Genomic DNA, 17,364 nt, shown 5'->3' with positions numbered 1-17,364 from the left:
CAATTACATTTTTTTGTACTTTGAAAAGCCTTGATATCATAAGTTTTTTATCCTTTTAAGTACTTTATTGTCGAATTAATACTTTCTTGAAAGTCCTTATTTACTAGGGTATCTCCTATTAATTCCAATGCAATGATTGTATTTAGACACCATTGCGAAGTTGTATTCGTTGTGATGCTCGGTATTTCGGTTAAATTCCTCCATGCATTGACCTTTTGTTCTTTAATTGGCAGCACCATTTCGCTGATTTCTTCATTTAATAATAGATGCCATGCTGTTTCAGCAAGTGCTGAATCCTTTTTCTTAGCAGCAGCATAAGCCACCATCCCAGAAGCTAGCATTGGAAGACTAAATAGTCGATCATGGAGGATACCATTGCTTCTTTTTAACTTTTCTTCATTACTTAGTACATAGAATTCTCCAAATTCAGCAAGCATATCTTCCCATTCTTCATCATCAAGATTTTGGGCAATTTCCATCCAGGCTTGTGGTCCGCCAAATGCTATGACCATATGGTAGCCTCCTTGGTTTCCATCCCCCATATGCAAAAGAGTGCTAGTTTCTGGATCATAGCCAAAAGTAGGTCCAGATAACAATCTCAACGGAAGCTTCTTGAGAGTTTCTATACCTGTAATAATTTTTTCCTTATATGCCTCGTTTTCAGTTCGTTCCCACTCGGAAAACCAATTAGAACAAAATGCCGCCCAATCAGGACCAACTCGTGCGTGAGTTGAATGCTGTTCATTTGTATAAAACTCTCTCATAGGGTCTAGAGTGGATAAGGCCTTATCTGAGTCTCTTACCTCTGTTAACAAGTCTCGTGTTCTTTCATCTGTCGTTAAAAAGTAATAGAATTTATGGAGACCTGCCATACTAATTCGGGCCTCTTTGCAGCCGCAGCCCCAATGGACCACATTATGTCTTGACCCTAATCCTGCATACTCACCAAAATGATAGCAATCCACTTCGCTCGTATGCCGGGTCATCGCTTCTGCCATAATAAATACATCTTCCCGACCGGAGCGTAGGAACGAATACCACAGCCAAATATTTGGCACAAGCTCAGTATTTTGCCACGCAAATCCTCCTAAATCATACCTCCATTGATGTCTAATAGGGTCATAGGTATGCATGACATCCCCATAATTCCAAAATCCGTACCATCTACGCTGTTCAATTTCTTTTTTATAAAAATTAAAAGCTGCATCTAGCTGATCTTCCAACATCATTTTTATAGGTGTGCTTCGATCAGGAATACTCCATATTCCTGTTGCTTTTGTCTGGTAATAGTATTCTGGTTCGCAAACTAATACTAATGGTGCTTGCCACTCCAATGCCTTTTCTATTAAATGATCATTTGCCGGGGATTCAGAATAGAAGTGGAAAAACAATTCACTCGTATTAGCAATCCCTTCTGGAGTTGCTCTTAGTTCATCAAAGCCTTCATAAGCACTCACCACATGTGTTTCATTATTGTAATGTCTTAGATCCATTGCTTCTGAATCTGGTGACCAGAACCATGCTATGAGCTTTGCCTTTGATTTGCTAAGATCATTTACTTCGAGTGAAGAAGGATGTTTTTGCCAAAAATTCTTTAAGCCGATGGCAACACCATGGTCAACACCACCCACATACATTAAACCTGTTGCTCTCGTTCCATGAGTAGATTCGACCCACGAGTATTCGTCACCTGTCCGCTTCATGATCCGGTAGTGATCTGAAGAATCTTGAAATATCTTAAAATCATTCCAAATTGCATTTTGTCTTGCATGTTCAAGTAATGGTTGGTGCTGTTGCTCAGAAAATGTAATGACTTCAGCATTAACTTGTTTTTCGTATAAATCACCCGCGTTTCGATGTCGTCGTGTAAGCAATAGCTGTGCTGGCTCTGAAAATATTCCAGTATCACCCGAAAATCTGACATTACGATTAAATGGTTCCCCTCTTAATGGAACCGTTAGTTCCATTCCAACACCCTTTATAAAATCCTGTTCCGGATTTCCATCATAAAGAAGAGTATGAACGGCTCTTACCGATGAAGCGTTTGCAAAAAAGTATAATCTTATCACAAAAGGAAGCATGGTTTCAGTGCCAAATATAGATTGATGACTTCCTTCTATTTTTATCACTGCTCTTACCGGTCCTGCTTGTTCTATTTCTACTTTATTTATCTTACTTTGTAATGCCTCTTCTCTAATGGTCTTTATCCCGTTTTCCTTACTTCGGACTTCTTTGATTGCTATTAATCTTCCATTTTCTCCAATTACTTTATTTCCTCTTGTAATGGAATCAATTAGGCTATTGCCTTGTTTGTTAAGAGTGAATTTAACTTCGCCAGTATCTACTTCAATGGTATCTATGGTTTCGTTCACATTTAAAGGTCTAGTAGAAACAGATTCTTCCACTTTACATAAGTCGAAAGTGGATCCAAGTGATTCTTCCAAAACTGCGGCATGTCCAGTCCATTTGACACTTCCATCTGGCCAAAAAGCCATCGGCCAGCTCTGTGTCGGTATCTTATTCCCCCTGTTATCCTGTAGACAAAGGGAATCTAAGCGATCTAATACACCCTTTTCCCAAGGAACTCCCCATGAAACCCCTGTCTGATCCTTTGGGGCTTTGCTTAACCATGATAATTTCATTCCACTTCCCCCATCCGTAAATTCTATACCCTATGACTACCTTCTTCGATTGCAAATTTTCTATTTTTCCCACTTTTAATGCTAATAACCAAATATAGAATTGCCCCGCTTAAACAAAGCAGGCTGCACAGCCTATAGGTTAATGGTGAGCTATATGTTTCCATAAACCAGCCCCCACCTGCCCCGCCAATGATCCCCCCAAGTCCAGAAATCATAGCTGCATAAAACATTTGACCAGTTGCGATAAGATTTTCTGGAACAATTTTTGTAATAAAAATAAGGGCAGCGACTGAAAATATTGGAAATGTGACCCCCTGCATAACTTGCAAATACGTTAACATCACAGGGTCATCAAACTGACTATATAAAAACCACCGGACTGAATATAAAATGGCTGCAGCCACAATGAGCTTCCACTCAGTTACACGTTTTACCAGGTATCCGGTTAGGATGAATGCAGGAAGTGAAGCGAACGTAGCAATCATCCACCCCTTTCCAACGAGAGCTTCGGAAGCACCTAAACCACTAATATATAAGGAAAATAAGCTATCATTCATTCGGTGAGGAACAAAGATGATCAAACAGACAAAAATAAAACTAATATACTTTCGGTTTTTTATTAATTTACCTAGTGAACGGACTGTTATAGGAACTTGTTTTTTTGGGCTGCTGTCAATTAGTGTAAAGGCAAGGGGGATGGCTGCTAACAAAATAATTGTGTACATCCAGCCAAGATACTCTATACCATAAACACCCGTTAAGATCCCTAGTAACAAAGAGGATGTTCCTACTCCGACGTCTCCCCAAACACGGACCATTCCATAATTTTTGTTATGCTTTTTTGTATAGAGAACAGCAATATTGTCCGCTAAAGGCCCGCATGAGGTTCTAAACATATTTACGAGCAGAAAACACAAGATGATTAACAAATAAGTCTTAACTGAGAAAAATAAGAGACTGCCCACCAAAGTTGCACAAAGGACAATGAGTAATGTCCGCTTTGAAGATTGAATACGGTCACTTATAAACCCCCACACAGGCTGTGAAAAAACAGTGACAACAGACCCCATTGCTAAAACACTTCCAATTTGGCTCGTGCCTAGCCCTAAATCTTTTAAATACAATGGCACAAACGAAATAAACACTGCCTGTGTTGAGAAAAATAAAAAATAAAAAAGCGAAAGTCTAGCCATCTTTTCTCCTTATTATTGGATCTTTCTAGTCAGCTGCATTGGGTTGCACAATCAATTCTTAACTAGTTTTCCATCCACAAGCTCAGGCAGACTTTCGAACTCTGGAACGTCTGCAAGATAAATGTTCCCGTAACCAGTCCGGTCAGATGTAAATAAGATTTTACTAGCATCATGACTGAAGCGCGGATGAACATGAAGCTGCTGGACTTGAAAACTACCACGATGCTTGCCTAAAATCCTTGGTCCTTCCATCCCACTAGCCGTATTCTTCCATAAGAAAATACAATCCTGGTATTTTTCGCCATGATAGGCACTTGATTGCTGTCCGTCACCTACAATTAGTGTTGTATCGTTAGAATGAATGTGCATGTTTTGGTAAGGGAATTCAAATTCTTGGCGTTCTGTATTATCAAATTTCGTAAATCCTAGGAATTTTCCATCTTTTCGATCTAAAGAATCGGTAAATCCATGATATCCAATATGAATTCCATCAGCATGCCAGTATTCATGACCGGCAAATTGGTTTGGTTCCCCTTCTCTGATTTTCCAAACTTCTCCAGACTCTATATTCATTGCCCAAATTCGGTGGTCTACTTTTTCCCAAGGGCCTTCATGGCAGAATGTAATAAGATGCGGTTGTGTTGGTGAAGCATTCACATGCCCAATCCAGCGTTTCTCTTCGTGAATGACTTTCGTTTCTCCCGTTTCAAACGAAAGCAGACAAATCTGGCAGTGCGGTCTTGCTGCTTCTGTTTCCTCAAATCCTACATAACCGCCTGATAGATTGCTTTGGATTTTTCTAGATAAATCCTCTGAAAGGCCAAAGCATAAATGTTTCCCATCAGCTGTACAGCTTAGGTTGCTGAAGTTATATCCGGCAGGCTGATTGAAAATGACCGTTTCTTCAAGGTTGTCAAGATTGATGCTGGTTATGGTTTTACCCAATGTAAAGTAAGCTTCATTCCGAACAGAATTGATATATGTCCCCTGTATGCCCTTGGGCACATTCGGGTCTAAGTCGGTTATTTGTGTGATTTCTCCATTAACCAGATCTAAGCTATATAGATTTGTCGCATTTTCCCTATCTGAGCAGATGAGTAATTTGGTTCCGTTGTCATACCAGCCGTCATTTGTAAAATACAGATGAAAACTATGCGCTAGATAATCTGTTAATTGGGTAATCTTTACTCCCGATATTGGATCTCTAAATTCTTTCCATTCAACAGGCCATTTTGTCCCTTTTCCCATTTTCATTCCTCTTTTCTCCTGAAATAAACTACTATATATTCCAACCTTATATAGGTTCGCTTTTTCCATCAATCATACTTTTTTGCATATCGTCTTTTGCAATAATTGAATAGAGGATAAAGTGAAACTTCCATCAGTGGGGTGGTTCTTCATCCCCCACTGATGGTTAGTTGAACTTATCGGGCTTTTACGGGCAGTTAATGCGGGATAAAAAAAATAGACCATCACCAATGGATGATGGTCTTCATTTTTTGAAGTACTTTTCTTTTAATCTAAATAAAATACTGGTTTTAATTCTGTGGCAACAGGGCTGTTGTCTGGGTTTGTTTCCATGATGTCTTTCATATAGACCCACCATTTTTGACAAATGGCTGTTTGTGACATTTGGCTCCATTTTTCTTCACTTTCAATTTCAACATAGGCGAAAAGGTTGTTTGTTTTTTCATCTAAGAAAATGGAATAATGGTGTGCTCCGTGGTTTCTCAGTTCAGTTTCCATTTCAGGCCATAATTCATCATGACGTTTTTTATACTCTTCATGACAGCCTTCAAACACTTTCATGACAGATGCTTTCCGAATCATTCTAACCCCTCCTATACTTCCTATTTATGATCAAATTGGATGATTTTATAGTCGAATTTTCCAATTTCTAGTTTACCAGGTTCTATCTTGCTGTTTGTTTGTAAGTCAGTGCCGGCCTGTGGTATGGTGACGCTCCCGCCATTTCCATCCATATTGATTACAAACCAAACAGTATTGCCGTCTCCCTGTCTTGGAGCAACAATTGTACCGTCTGTAACATCTGTTCGCAATGAAATTTCTGCTTCTGCTGCGTAATGTTTAACTAGTTTTTGAAGCATTAGATCTCCCTCATCACCAAGCGGCAAAGAGCCAAGCATAACGATTTTTCCAGCACCTAATTTATGTTCTGTAATAAAGGATTTTCCTTGTGAAAGACCCTCTTCAATAACGCCAACTGCAGTCTCTTCGTTATATTCAAATACAGAACTCCATAGTCCTAGCGGTGCAGATACATCAAAAGCGCGTCCGACTGTCCCGCTATCATCCATAGGATAGGTAAAGAGCACCTCAGCACCTGATACTTTTTCTAATGCTCCTAACGCATAATCCGTATGAACGGTATGTTCTTCTGATCGTCCCCCTGTTAACGGACCTGCAATCCAAATCCCTCCATTTTCAACAAACTCCTTTGCCCTCGCAATATAATCACTTGATAGATATGGGATGAAAGGGGTAAATAAAAGCTTATATCCTTCTAGACTGGCACCCTCTGGAATCAAATCTCGGTGAATACCCATGGCTAAAATGCGTTTATAAAAATCTGTTATTAAAGCGCGAGGGTTTAACTTTCGATGTGGTTCTGTTTTTAAGAATGCTTTAGCCCGGTCAGAATAGGTGATGGCCAGTTCCGCTTGACTTGGTTTTGTTGCTAAAATAATCGGTTCGATTTCTTTTCTAAGCTGCTCAACTTCCAGCACGTTCTGATATCCAACGGTAGGTTTTCCCCATGCACTTAGGACGGACCCATGTGGCTGTTCACAGCCGGCACGCTGCTGTCTCCAAAGCCAGTAACAGAAAGCCTCAGCACCTAATGCGTAAGCAGCCGCCGCTTCCACTTTTAAATACCCATTTTGATGGGGGCTTGCGTAGCTTTCTAGGGATGCAGCATAGGATGGACTTGTTTCCATCACCCAAAAGCCTCTATCTTTTTTAAAATTTCTCCATAAATCACTATTAATCAAATAAGCTGGAAAGTTTTCAATCGTTGCATACGTGTCAAACGAAGCAAAGTCAAGATTTTTGAAAATCCGCTCATTATCTACACTAAAAAAGACAGAGCTATTATGTGTAATCGGTGCAGTAGAGTGTTTTCTGATGATTTCTGCCTGCTCATCGGAAAATTCAGCGATTTTTTCCATTGAAAATATTTGGTACATCGTACTTAAAGATGAATTGTGCAAAAACGGTGCAGGTCCCGGCTGTGGTACCTGCTCGAAGCTAAGATAATTCTCACTCCATATCTGTGCACCCCAAGCCTCATTTAGATCCTCAATCGTTTGATAGCGATTTTGTAACCATTCATGCCATAAACCTTTACATGTTTCACACATGCACTCGCTAACATGACATTTAAACTCATTATCAATCTGCCAACCGATCACACCTGGTAAACTACCAACAGCTTTCGCAATATGTTCCGTAATTAGTGCGGCTCTTTCTCTAAAATAAGGATGGTTGGTACAAGCATGCTGCCTTGACCCATGACCCATCACCAAGCCATCCCGATCAACATACATTCTTTCTGGATGACCGTGAGTGTACCAAATAGGAGGTGTTGGTGTTGGCGTACACATAACCGTTTCTATTCCATTTTCAAATAGTCTATTGATAATACTGGTAAAAAAACCGAGATCAATTTTCCCTTCTTCAGGTTCCATTGTTGACCAAGCAAACTCTCCTATTCTTACCACGTTTATACCTGTCTGTTTCATATGGCGAATATCTTCTTCTATAACTCTTTCATTCCACAGTTCCGGATAATAAGCGGCCCCATGATATAATTTTTTACCCATTCCAGTCACCTCATATATAGCATTTATATTAATCTAGTTCTTTTATAAACTTAATAATTGGCAATTGTAATTCTTTCATACCTTCTATTACCAATTTTGCAACTTCCTTCGCCCCAGTTTCACAAAAGTGTGTATTGTCCTGTATTCCTTCTGGATAATTAGGATTCTCATTAGGGGCAAACCATGTAAATAATTGCTTTGAAGCTTCTACTCCCATGGATTGATAAAGATGTTCTGTTTTTTCCCATAAGTTAATTAGCTGGACATCAAGTTTTTCCGCTACCTGGATCATGGATAACGGGTACTCCCCGAGTGTATTAACTTGTTTACCGTTTTCATCAAAATTTCTTCGGTGAACGGATGTAATCAAAATCGGGACGGCACCTTTTTCACGGGCACCGTTAATATATTCAGTCAAATAGGACTGGTAGGTTGTAAATGGCTCTGTACCAAATGACTTTTGATCGTTATGCCCAAATTGAATGAAAAGATAATCATTCGGTTGAATCGCGTCCAATATCGTTTTTAATCTGCCTTCTTCAATAAAACTATTGGTACTCGCCCCACCCTTTGCATGATTATGGATTCTCGCCTTTTCGGTAAAGAAGGCTTGAAAGACTTGCCCCCAGCCGGCCATTGGGGCCTCTTGCGGGGGACAATTTGCAACTGTTGAATCTCCAGCTAAAAAAATATTAATCGTATCCAAATCGGCCACTCCTTACAAATAAAGTTTTCCGCTGTCTTCCTTATTTTTTTCTTTGTCTTTTGGCTTCACTTCATAGATTTTTGGAACAGGCGGCTTTTCCATGTTATGTCCTAAAAAAAATCCTGGGTGCGGCGGCTGGTTGTAGGCGACATTCTGCCAAGCAATTGCCAATCTATAATTAGGATCATGCATAAGTGTATAGATGCGATGATCGGTAACATCCGTTGTTGTATAGATTCTTAGGGCGGTACTATCATTGGTCCGCCAGATCACTTCTTCTCTCCAGTCACCCAAAATATCAGCCTGCAAACAAGGATTTCCTTTGGTTCCATTATTGGACCTAGTACCGTCTGCTGTTAGAATATTGACAAGTCTGCCATTTTCATAATCCCATTTATCTATTTTTCCAACACCAATACCAGTTTCTACATCGTATTCATGGTCAAGGAGCTCTCGTAATAAATCTCCATCCCACCAAACCGCGAAGTTAAAGGACTGTGGATTTGTGTCAGATATTTTCTCGCCCGAGCTATTGTATAAGCCTGCTCCACCTGTTCGCCAATGAGTCGACGACCAAACTTCCACACCGTCATATCGTGGGTCAATATCAGCGGCCATCCCTCTTCCGACATCCTCTGTAGAAGGAATGCCCCAAAGAATTTCACCGGTTTTTGCATCATGAATTTCCGTTCCATTTACCTGTGGAATTTCATGTACTTGGAAAATCTCCAAACCAGGTCTGCTTGGAATAAGATTGCCAACGTGGATCGCATCACCATGTCCTAAGCCTGTTGTATATAGACCTGTACCATTATGATCAATCACACATGAGCCATAAATAATCTCATCTTTTCCATCTTCATCTACGTCCGCTACACTTACACTGTGATTTCCCTGTCCAGAATACCCTTCATTGCCAGCTTCAAGACTATCAAACTTCCATACTTTTGTAAGCTCACCATCACGCCAGTTAAAGGCCACTAATACGGCTCTAGTGTAGTAGCCTCGGCACATAACTAGACTTGGTTTTACACCATCTAAGTAGGCAACACAGGCAAGAAAACGGTCAACGCGGTTACCTTCATCATCGCCCCAATCAGATCCTTTCCCTCTTGGCGGGTCATAATCTGTCGTAACGAGTTCTTTACCTGTCAGACCTTCAAATATCGTTAAATACTCAGGTCCTTCGAGGATAAAACCATCCTGATTACGGTAGTCTGCCTCACTATCCCCGATGATTTTCCCTTGACCATCTTTTGTACCGTCAGCCGTTTTACAAGCAATCTCAGCCATTCCGTCACCATCAAGGTCATATACTAAAAATTGTGTGTAATGTGCTCCTGCTCTGATATTTTTCCCAAGGTCAATTCTCCAAAGATGTCTTCCATCTAATTTATAAGCATCTAAAAATACATTTCCTGTGTAGCCTTTATGTGCATTGTCATGCGAATTAGATGGATCCCATTTTAAAATGATTTCATATTCACCATCTCCGTCCACATCACCGACACTTGCATCGTTTGCATGGTAGGTGTAACTGACTCCATCAGGWGAAACTCCATCCTCTGGTTTATTTAGTGGAACCGTTAGATAGTTTGTGTCCCAAACATTTACCGTTTCAGATGTTGGCTGCTCTTCTTTATTTAAGATTTCACATATTGAATAGAGAGAATCAGCATTGCCTTCCTTATCAAGGTAATTTGTACTTGAGGTAATCGGTTCTTGATTAACCTTGATTCCATCTCGATAAACATTGAAAGATATTTCTTCTGGATCCGTTCCAAATAGGCGCCAGCCGATATAAACCCCTTTTTCTACTTTTACAGCAACCAATCCCCGATTCAGACTTTCCATCTGACGAAGTTCTGGAATCTGATTTTCAGTATTTGACATGCTCCCCCATCCCCCTATTGTGGTTAGTACCTGTAGAGTAATCCAGCCCCTATTTTTCAGCAATCTTCATTTTTTGATTGAAACTCTATTGGACTTACGACTTTTTTGTAGATTAGTACATTCTTGTATTTTTGTTATAAACGATAATTCTAAATAACCTGTGGAAGCCTTTTATTTCTTCCACAGGTTTCATTTATTTTCTGTTTTCTCTTTTTAAAAGTAGGGATAAGAAGGCTAGAACCAAGCCTTGGCCCCACCCTTGTACCCGTTTGTAAGGTACTTCCCGATAGCCATCTGCATTATACATAACAGCGGTTCCAGCCGAAACGCCCATAACAGAACCATCTTCTCTGATTTGATTCAGTATGCCATCTAGTGCTTTTTGAATTTGTTTATTATATAATTTTCCTCTTGTTAACAATGCTGCCGCAATTCCAGCGGTTCCTGATGTCTCAAGATAGGAGGTTGGGTCATCGACAATCGTATGCCACATTCCTGATTCGGATTGAAGTCTTACTAATGCACTTAGCTGATCTCTTAATGAGCCTTGGATGATCATAAATGAAGGATGCTGCACTTCAATTAGTTCGAGCGCTCTGGCCATAGTGTAAGCAGCCCAACTGTTCCCTCTTGCCCAAAAAATACCTGACATATGGTTTTGTGAGAGGTTATCCCAGCCATGGTAATATAGATTGGTGATGTCGTCTTGAAGAAATTTCTCATGTCCATGATATTGCTTTAATCCAAAATTAAAATAATCTTCCCTTTCGAGCATGTGCCCGATTCTCAATAGAAAGTAGCCTGCCATGAACATCGTATCGACCCAAGCCTGTTCTGGGAATTGATACTTTGTTCCATTGACTGTATGCTGTAGCACTCCATCATCAAAGCGCTCTGCATCATGGAGCAGGTAGTCTGCCATTTTAATAGCATTCTCTATATATTTTTCATCATTAGTGGCTTTGTATAAGGTTAATAGGATGTGGCCAATGGATGATGCATTTACCGTTAATTTAGGAAGGCCATCTTCTAACTCCTCGTCCACCCATTTTTTAATAGCTTGTAGATATTTCTCTTCACCAGTCGCTTCATACGCTTCGGCTACCCCGAAAAAGGCAACTCCCCCTGGCCAATCCCAGCTAAAGTCCATATTAAAAGTTCTTTCGACCACTCGGTCAATTGCTTGACTCACTTTATTTTCTTCAAGTACTAATTGCGGCATCCTACGTCCTCCTTAATTCGTTCACTATTTCTCATACCCACCACTAATTTCTGCTATCCGCAACTAAATCTAGCTACCCGCAACTAAATCCGGCTATCCGCAACTAAATCCAGCCATCCGCAACTAAATCCAGCTATCCGCAACTAAATTTAGCTATCCGCAACTAAATTTAGCTATCCGCAACTAAATCTAGCTATCCGCAACTAACTATACTGTCCTAGAAAGATTCGCGTCTTTGTTCAATAAATCCTTAATCTTAACTGGCTTATTCTCTTTGCTAGAGCGCCAAACTCCCTCACCCAACGCAATGGTGTAAGCGCCTTCTTTCGCACCTGCTAATATCTGATATGGTCTAGCAGGGTCCACTCCTAAGAACAAGTCTTCCTGAAGTACTGGATCGCCGCCGCCATGGCCTCCTTCATTTTGCAAAACATGAATCACTTCTTTTGAGCCCCCGAATAAAGGATAATATTCAATCGTTTGTTCAGGGATTGGGAATGGAATTCGGCTTGGTTCATGAAATTCGGTCGTTTCAATTCTTCCTTTCGTACCATTAATAGCTAAACGATAGCCCTCGTACGGAAGCGAAAAGTTAACAGAGTAGCTTAAGAAGGCACCTTTGTCATATTTAACCGTTGCCACATAGGTATCTTCGATTTCAATTTCATGATCAAAAATACAAGAATCCGGTCGATAATTCGTATAGTTGTGTGCTGATTTTTCAATATTATCTGCTTTGATATGATCATCTTTAACCGCGATGCTATTCCGACGGTTAGACCAGCGCATATAATATTGACATAAATGTTGTTCCTGACAGGTACCGCAATAGCGATTGTCCGTCGGGCTTGGATTCATTTCTCCCTCTTTCCCAAAGTAATTCAGTGCGCCATAAGCAAACACCTCTTCAGGTTTTTGATCTAGCCACCAATTGACCAAGTCAAAATGATGGGTTGATTTATGAATCGATAACCCGCCCGAAAATTCCCTATTCCGGTTCCATCTCTTAAAGTAACTGGCCCCGTGGTATGTATCGATATACCAGTTTAGATCGACGGAAGTCACCCTGCCGATTTTACCTTCTAAAATTAACTCTTTAATTTTCCGATGAAAGGGATTATAGCGGTAATTAAAAGCGACAATGACTTTTCCTTTACTTTTCTCCTCCGCTTCAACAACTCTCCTAGCATCAGCCGCATTTGTTACCATTGGCTTTTCCGTAATAACTGTCAGGTTATTCTCTAGGCCTTGTAAAATATAATCAATATGTGTGTCATCCCGACTCGTAACTATGACCGTATCAGGATTTGTCTCGTCAATCATCTGCTGAAACTGGTCGGAGTTATATACAGAAACATTTGTTAGTTCTGGAAAACTTTCTTTACAAATCTCAATTCTCCGAATGTCAGTATCAAGCAAGCCGACAATTTGATTGCTAACTGAAAAATTATGTAGGACTGGTTGAATAAACATTCCTAATGCACGATTACTTAATCCACAAACTACGATTTTATTCATTGGTCTTCCCCCATGATCTGAAATGTTTAGAAAAACTTGGCATTCTCCAAGTCCTTAAGGCGAGTGCCTAGATTCTCTTATACTTTCATATTAGCTAAAAAAACTCCCATTAGAGTTAACAGACAACTTTAATGGGTAGTATTTTTTATATTAATATTAAGAACTTAGCCAGCCGCCATCAACTGCTAATATATGACCATTCACATAACTAGAGGCATCTGAAGCTAGGAAAATAACCGCTCCCTTTAAATCCTCTGGTTTACCCCAGCGTCCTTGTGGAATTCTAGATGTAATGTAAGCGTTTCGGTCCGCATTTCCTCTTAGTTGTGCGGTATTATCTGTTTCAAAGTATCCTGGTGCAATGGCGTTTACATTTACACCTTTACCTGCCCATTCATTTGCAAATGATTTCGTTAAGCCTGCTACTGCATGTTTACTTGCTGTATAAGCTGGCACTCGCAGTCCGCCTTGGTATGACAACATCGAAGCAATGTTAATAATTTTCCCAGACCCTTTTTCAATCATGTGCTTGCCTGCTTCACGACATAATTGGAACACAGCATTTTGATTTACATTGATTACTTCTAGCCAGTCCTCATCTGAGAAATTCTCAGCGTCTGCCCGGCGAATAATGCCTGCATTATTCAATAAAATATCGATACGATCGGTAATGGCCAACGCATCTGCTACTAGCTTTACTGCAGCTCCCGGCTGTGATAAATCTACCTTTAGTTCATGAAAGGTTCCACCAACAGACTCGATTTGCTGCCGGGTACCTGTCATATCACTCATTCCTGCACCAATAACAGTCGCACCTGCTTCCGCTAATCCTACTGCCATTCCTTGGCCGAGACCTCTGCTTGCTCCAGTGACTAAAGCAACTTTCCCTTCCAATGAGAAAAGTGTTTTCATGATTCTCTCCCCTTTCGTATAGTCAAGCTTGTTGATATATTTCCTTTAAAAAAGCGACACTTTCATCAACAAATGGCTCTTTTGTTTCCTCCAATAAGATATTCATATACGGTTTCTTCTTCTTAATTGCCTTCAGGATATAGTCATAGTTCAGTAGCCCTTTGCCAACGGCAGTTGGTACTAGCTGGTTATCCTCTATGATAAAATCTTTAGCGTGAAGGACCACGATTCTATCAGCAAATAAATCCATTGCCTCTTGAAAAATCTCTTCCTGATTTTTATAGGTGTCGATTGTTAATAGATTTACTGGATCGAGAATCACTTGGAGGTTGTTAGAATCAATGGAATCTAGCAGTCTTTTCATTACTTTAGCTGAATACACCGGGTGATTCACTCCGGCTTCTATTCCCACGATAACCCCAAATTTTTCTGCTTCTTGTACTAATTCACGTACACTTTCAACGACCTCTAAAAAAGGCTTCTCTTGGAAGTTTTCCATTGTATAGACAATATCCGCGTTTACATTTCCAGTTTCGGTTGCAACGATACTGCAGCCAAAATCTCTTGCAAAACGGATATGCTCTTTAAAACGCTCCATCCCTTTTCTTCTTTCAGTTAAATCCGGATGAATCATATTAAAATAACATCCTAATACAGCAATCTGAAGATCTTGCTTTTTAAATGCACTACCAATATAGTTAGCCAATCCAGGGCTTAAACTCCCAAGGCTTGAATTGATGTGTTCGAAAGACTTCCCTAAGGCCAACTGAACAGAGGTAAGTCCTTTTCCAGCAATCGCACTAACTAACTCCTCTGTCGGGCGGTTTTCAAAGTCATGTGCCCTTACTCCAAGGTTCATCACTTGTACCTCCAGTTAATTGATTATCGTAGATCTTCCATTTTCACAAAGTCCATGTCAGTATAAGTGATGTTCTCACCGCACATACCCCAAATGAATGTATAGTTGCTAGTTGCTGTTCCTGTATGGATGGACCAGCTCGGGGAAATGGCAGCCTGTTCATTACTCATGACTAAATGTCTGGTTTCATCTGGTTTTCCCATGAAATGGAATACGCGGGTTTCAGGCTCCATATCAAAGTATAGGTACACTTCCATCCTGCGTTCATGTGTATGACAAGGCATTGTGTTCCAAACACTTCCCGGAGAGAGCATGGTTAAGCCCATTTGTAGCTGACAGCTTTCACAAACATTGGGGTGGACATATTGATAGATTTTCCGCTCATTCAATGTTCCAGGAGCACCAGCCTCTAGAGGTGTAATTTCATTGATATCAATCTTTACTGTTGGATATTTGTGATGGGCCGGTGTTGAGTTAATATAAAATTTTGCTGGATTTTCAGGGTCATTCGAACGGAATAACACTTCCTTTATTCCTTTTCCAACATATAAACCATCGCGGCGCTGCATGTTATACTCCTCGCCGTCAAGGATAACCATTCCATCTCCACCGATATTGATAATTCCCATTTCACGTCGCTCTAGGAAATATTCAACGCCAAGCTCTTTATCTAGTTTAATGGTTAATTCCTTTTCAGCTGGTGTTACACCGCCAAAAATCATTCGATCCACATGGGTATAAGTTAAGTGTACTTGACCTGCCTCAAAAAGTGTTTCAACTAAAAATTCTCTTCTCAGTTCTTCTGTCGTGTATTTTTTCATATCCTCTGGGTGATGGGCATAACGAGTTTCCATTTAGCATTCTCCTTTATTAGTCAGATTTCTTTTGACACTTTTCACAAAAACATATTAACGATTAATTTTTCCTGAGCCATGGTCTACTATTTTAGAAACTTCTTCTGCTGTAAAAGCGTTACAGTCACCATGGACAGTATGCTTTAATGCTGAAGCTGCTGTTGCAAAGTCAATGGTTCTTTTTGCAGGCATTCCTTCTAGAATTCCAAATAAAACACCTGCCGCAAAAGCGTCACCGCCGCCAACACGGTCAACAATTTGGTCAATGTTATGCTCCTTAGATTGATAGAGTTCACCGTTCGTATAAAAGTTGCCTTGAAGCTTATTTGCAGAAGCAGACAAAACCGTTCGGAAGGTTGAACTCATATACTGCATATTAGGATACATTTCTTGAATTTTTTTATAATAGTAAACCAGCCGGTCTTCACGCTGGAGTGCTGCTTCAGCAGGTTCAATCCCTAGTAAATGAATCGCATCCAGTTCACCGCAAAAGCAGATATCTATGAAAGGCAGCAAAGGCTTGATCGCAGCAGATGCCTCCTGCTGACTCCACAAGGATGAGCGATAATTAAAATCAAAGCTCGTTTTGACGCCAGCCTCTTTTGCTTTTTTCAATGCGGTAAGTACTAACTCTCTTAAATTTTGAGAAAGGGCAAGGGTAATTCCGGTAACATGAAAGAGGTCTGCATTTTGGAAAATATCATCTAAATCTAATTCATCCAATGATAGATTGGAAAAACTAGAGTATTTTCGGTCATAGGTTACCTGTGCACTTCTTCCCCCTACACCTGATTCAAGGTAATAGGTTCCAAGCCGTTCTCCGCCTTTTACCAAAAAATCTGTATATACAGAATGAGATTTTAAATGTCTTTCAACAGCCGTCCCCAGTGGATTATTGGGAACCTTACTGACAAAAAAGACATCATATCCAAAGTGAGCAAGCGATACACCTACATTTGCTTCAGCCCCGCCATAGTGCATCGTCAAGTTATTTGCCTGCATGAGCCGCTCACCCGTATAAGTAGATAAGCGCAGCATGATTTCTCCGAGAGTAACTATTTTCCTCATCTTGATGCCTCTCTTGCCTCTTTTACTCTAAGAACATATTGGCTTGCTATTTCGGTTATTTGCTCATAGTTCCCAGTCTTGGCAGGAGCAACCAAATTACCGCCAACTCCTACCGCAACGCAGCCATTTTTAATCCACTCAGCCACATTTTCTAAACTTACCCCGCCTGTTGGCATAAGGTTTACTTGTGGCAGCGGTGCTTTCACAGCCTTGATAAAATCTGGGCCAAAGGCACTTCCAGGGAATAATTTAATAATGTCGACTCCATATTCAAGTGCATGCTTCATTTCCGTAATCGTCATGCAGCCTGGCAGATACGGTATTTGATATAAGTTACATAGTTTAGCAGTTTCTTCATCAAAACAAGGACTCACAATATACTGTGCACCCGCTAAGATCGCTAGACGTGCAGTCGCGGCATCAAGAACGGTTCCCGCCCCTATGATCACTTCATTGTTATTCTCGTAATAAGAAGTAAGTCCTTTAATTACTTCTGCAGCGTCCTTCACTGTAAAAGTTACTTCAATTCCAGCAATACCGCCTTTTACACATGCTTCTGAGATTTGAAAGGCTTCCTCACTTGATTCCGCCCTAACTACTGCCACCACGCCGCATTCTGAAATTCTTGTTAACACATTTAATTTTTTCATCTAGT

General features: G+C 40.4%; 14 protein-coding genes. All 14 read right to left on the bottom strand.

The features are described 5' to 3' along the window. Window positions 1-47: 47 nt before the first annotated feature. The 14 genes from BTR25_RS02005 to BTR25_RS01940 all read right to left on the bottom strand — a co-directional run bounded on the left by BTR25_RS02005 (window position 48) and on the right by BTR25_RS01940 (window position 17,359). A complete protein-coding gene (locus BTR25_RS02005; protein WP_075685613.1) occupies window positions 48-2,642 on the bottom strand; it encodes an exo-rhamnogalacturonan lyase family protein in 2,595 nt (864 codons plus the stop codon). A gap of 23 nt (window positions 2,643-2,665) precedes the next feature. After that, on the bottom strand, window positions 2,666-3,835 hold the full coding sequence (locus BTR25_RS02000; protein WP_075685611.1) for an MFS transporter: 1,170 nt from the start codon (window positions 3,833-3,835) through the stop codon (window positions 2,666-2,668). Between the two features lie 51 nt (window positions 3,836-3,886). Continuing rightward, window positions 3,887-5,089: an oligogalacturonate lyase family protein gene (locus BTR25_RS01995; protein ID WP_217696952.1), complete on the bottom strand. Its 1,203-nt coding sequence runs from the start codon at window positions 5,087-5,089 to the stop codon at window positions 3,887-3,889. A gap of 261 nt (window positions 5,090-5,350) precedes the next feature. Next, window positions 5,351-5,665: an L-rhamnose mutarotase gene (gene rhaM, locus BTR25_RS01990; RefSeq protein WP_075685609.1), complete on the bottom strand. Its 315-nt coding sequence runs from the start codon at window positions 5,663-5,665 to the stop codon at window positions 5,351-5,353. A 20-nt stretch (window positions 5,666-5,685) separates the two neighbouring features. Then, entirely contained in the window at window positions 5,686-7,677 is a 1,992-nt protein-coding gene (locus BTR25_RS01985; protein ID WP_075685607.1) for a beta-galactosidase, read from the bottom strand. Between the two features lie 28 nt (window positions 7,678-7,705). Then, window positions 7,706-8,383 (bottom strand): rhamnogalacturonan acetylesterase, encoded by a 678-nt coding sequence (locus tag BTR25_RS01980; RefSeq protein ID WP_075685605.1) that lies wholly within the window; start codon window positions 8,381-8,383, stop codon window positions 7,706-7,708. Window positions 8,384-8,395: 12 nt separating this feature from the next. Next, complete coding sequence (locus BTR25_RS01975; protein WP_075685603.1) at window positions 8,396-10,276, bottom strand: rhamnogalacturonan lyase; 1,881 nt, start codon at window positions 10,274-10,276, stop codon at window positions 8,396-8,398. Between the two features lie 193 nt (window positions 10,277-10,469). Then, on the bottom strand, window positions 10,470-11,498 hold the full coding sequence (locus BTR25_RS01970) for a glycoside hydrolase family 88/105 protein (RefSeq protein WP_075685601.1): 1,029 nt from the start codon (window positions 11,496-11,498) through the stop codon (window positions 10,470-10,472). 207 nt (window positions 11,499-11,705) lie between these two features. Continuing rightward, complete coding sequence (locus BTR25_RS01965) at window positions 11,706-13,016, bottom strand: Gfo/Idh/MocA family protein (RefSeq protein ID WP_075685600.1); 1,311 nt, start codon at window positions 13,014-13,016, stop codon at window positions 11,706-11,708. A 156-nt stretch (window positions 13,017-13,172) separates the two neighbouring features. Continuing rightward, window positions 13,173-13,928, bottom strand: a complete 756-nt coding sequence (kduD, locus tag BTR25_RS01960) for a 2-dehydro-3-deoxy-D-gluconate 5-dehydrogenase KduD (protein ID WP_075685598.1) — start codon at window positions 13,926-13,928, stop codon at window positions 13,173-13,175. 22 nt (window positions 13,929-13,950) lie between these two features. After that, the gene (locus tag BTR25_RS01955) at window positions 13,951-14,787 is read right to left on the bottom strand and encodes a sugar phosphate isomerase/epimerase family protein (protein WP_075685596.1); all 837 of its coding nucleotides are present in this window, start codon (window positions 14,785-14,787) and stop codon (window positions 13,951-13,953) included. Window positions 14,788-14,810: 23 nt separating this feature from the next. After that, window positions 14,811-15,641, bottom strand: a complete 831-nt coding sequence (kduI, locus tag BTR25_RS01950; protein ID WP_075685594.1) for a 5-dehydro-4-deoxy-D-glucuronate isomerase — start codon at window positions 15,639-15,641, stop codon at window positions 14,811-14,813. Between the two features lie 54 nt (window positions 15,642-15,695). Next, the gene (locus BTR25_RS01945; protein WP_075685592.1) at window positions 15,696-16,709 is read right to left on the bottom strand and encodes a sugar kinase; all 1,014 of its coding nucleotides are present in this window, start codon (window positions 16,707-16,709) and stop codon (window positions 15,696-15,698) included. After that, the gene (locus BTR25_RS01940; protein ID WP_075685590.1) at window positions 16,706-17,359 is read right to left on the bottom strand and encodes a bifunctional 4-hydroxy-2-oxoglutarate aldolase/2-dehydro-3-deoxy-phosphogluconate aldolase; all 654 of its coding nucleotides are present in this window, start codon (window positions 17,357-17,359) and stop codon (window positions 16,706-16,708) included. The genes BTR25_RS01945 and BTR25_RS01940 overlap by 4 nt, the downstream gene beginning before the upstream one ends. Window positions 17,360-17,364 lie beyond the last annotated feature (5 nt).

It is taken from the genome of Bacillus sp. MRMR6, assembly GCF_001940785.1.
Lineage (GTDB): Bacteria > Bacillota > Bacilli > Bacillales > Cytobacillaceae > Neobacillus.
This window is presented reverse-complemented; position numbering and strand designations above follow the sequence as displayed.

Bases quoted from the DNA above. Each gene is read 5' to 3' on its own strand.
- BTR25_RS02005 (WP_075685613.1), bottom strand. From the start codon at position 2,642: ATGAAATTATCATGGTTAAGCAAAGCCCCAAAGGATCAGACAGGGGTT.
- BTR25_RS02000 (WP_075685611.1), bottom strand. From the start codon at position 3,835: ATGGCTAGACTTTCGCTTTTTTATTTTTTATTTTTCTCAACACAGGCA.
- BTR25_RS01995 (WP_217696952.1), bottom strand. From the start codon at position 5,089: ATGAAAATGGGAAAAGGGACAAAATGGCCTGTTGAATGGAAAGAATTT.
- rhaM (WP_075685609.1), bottom strand. From the start codon at position 5,665: ATGATTCGGAAAGCATCTGTCATGAAAGTGTTTGAAGGCTGTCATGAA.
- BTR25_RS01985 (WP_075685607.1), bottom strand. From the start codon at position 7,677: ATGGGTAAAAAATTATATCATGGGGCCGCTTATTATCCGGAACTGTGG.
- BTR25_RS01970 (WP_075685601.1), bottom strand. From the start codon at position 11,498: ATGCCGCAATTAGTACTTGAAGAAAATAAAGTGAGTCAAGCAATTGAC.
- BTR25_RS01965 (WP_075685600.1), bottom strand. From the start codon at position 13,016: ATGAATAAAATCGTAGTTTGTGGATTAAGTAATCGTGCATTAGGAATG.
- kduD (WP_075685598.1), bottom strand. From the start codon at position 13,928: ATGAAAACACTTTTCTCATTGGAAGGGAAAGTTGCTTTAGTCACTGGA.
- BTR25_RS01955 (WP_075685596.1), bottom strand. From the start codon at position 14,787: ATGAACCTTGGAGTAAGGGCACATGACTTTGAAAACCGCCCGACAGAG.
- kduI (WP_075685594.1), bottom strand. From the start codon at position 15,641: ATGGAAACTCGTTATGCCCATCACCCAGAGGATATGAAAAAATACACG.
- BTR25_RS01945 (WP_075685592.1), bottom strand. From the start codon at position 16,709: ATGAGGAAAATAGTTACTCTCGGAGAAATCATGCTGCGCTTATCTACT.
- BTR25_RS01940 (WP_075685590.1), bottom strand. From the start codon at position 17,359: ATGAAAAAATTAAATGTGTTAACAAGAATTTCAGAATGCGGCGTGGTG.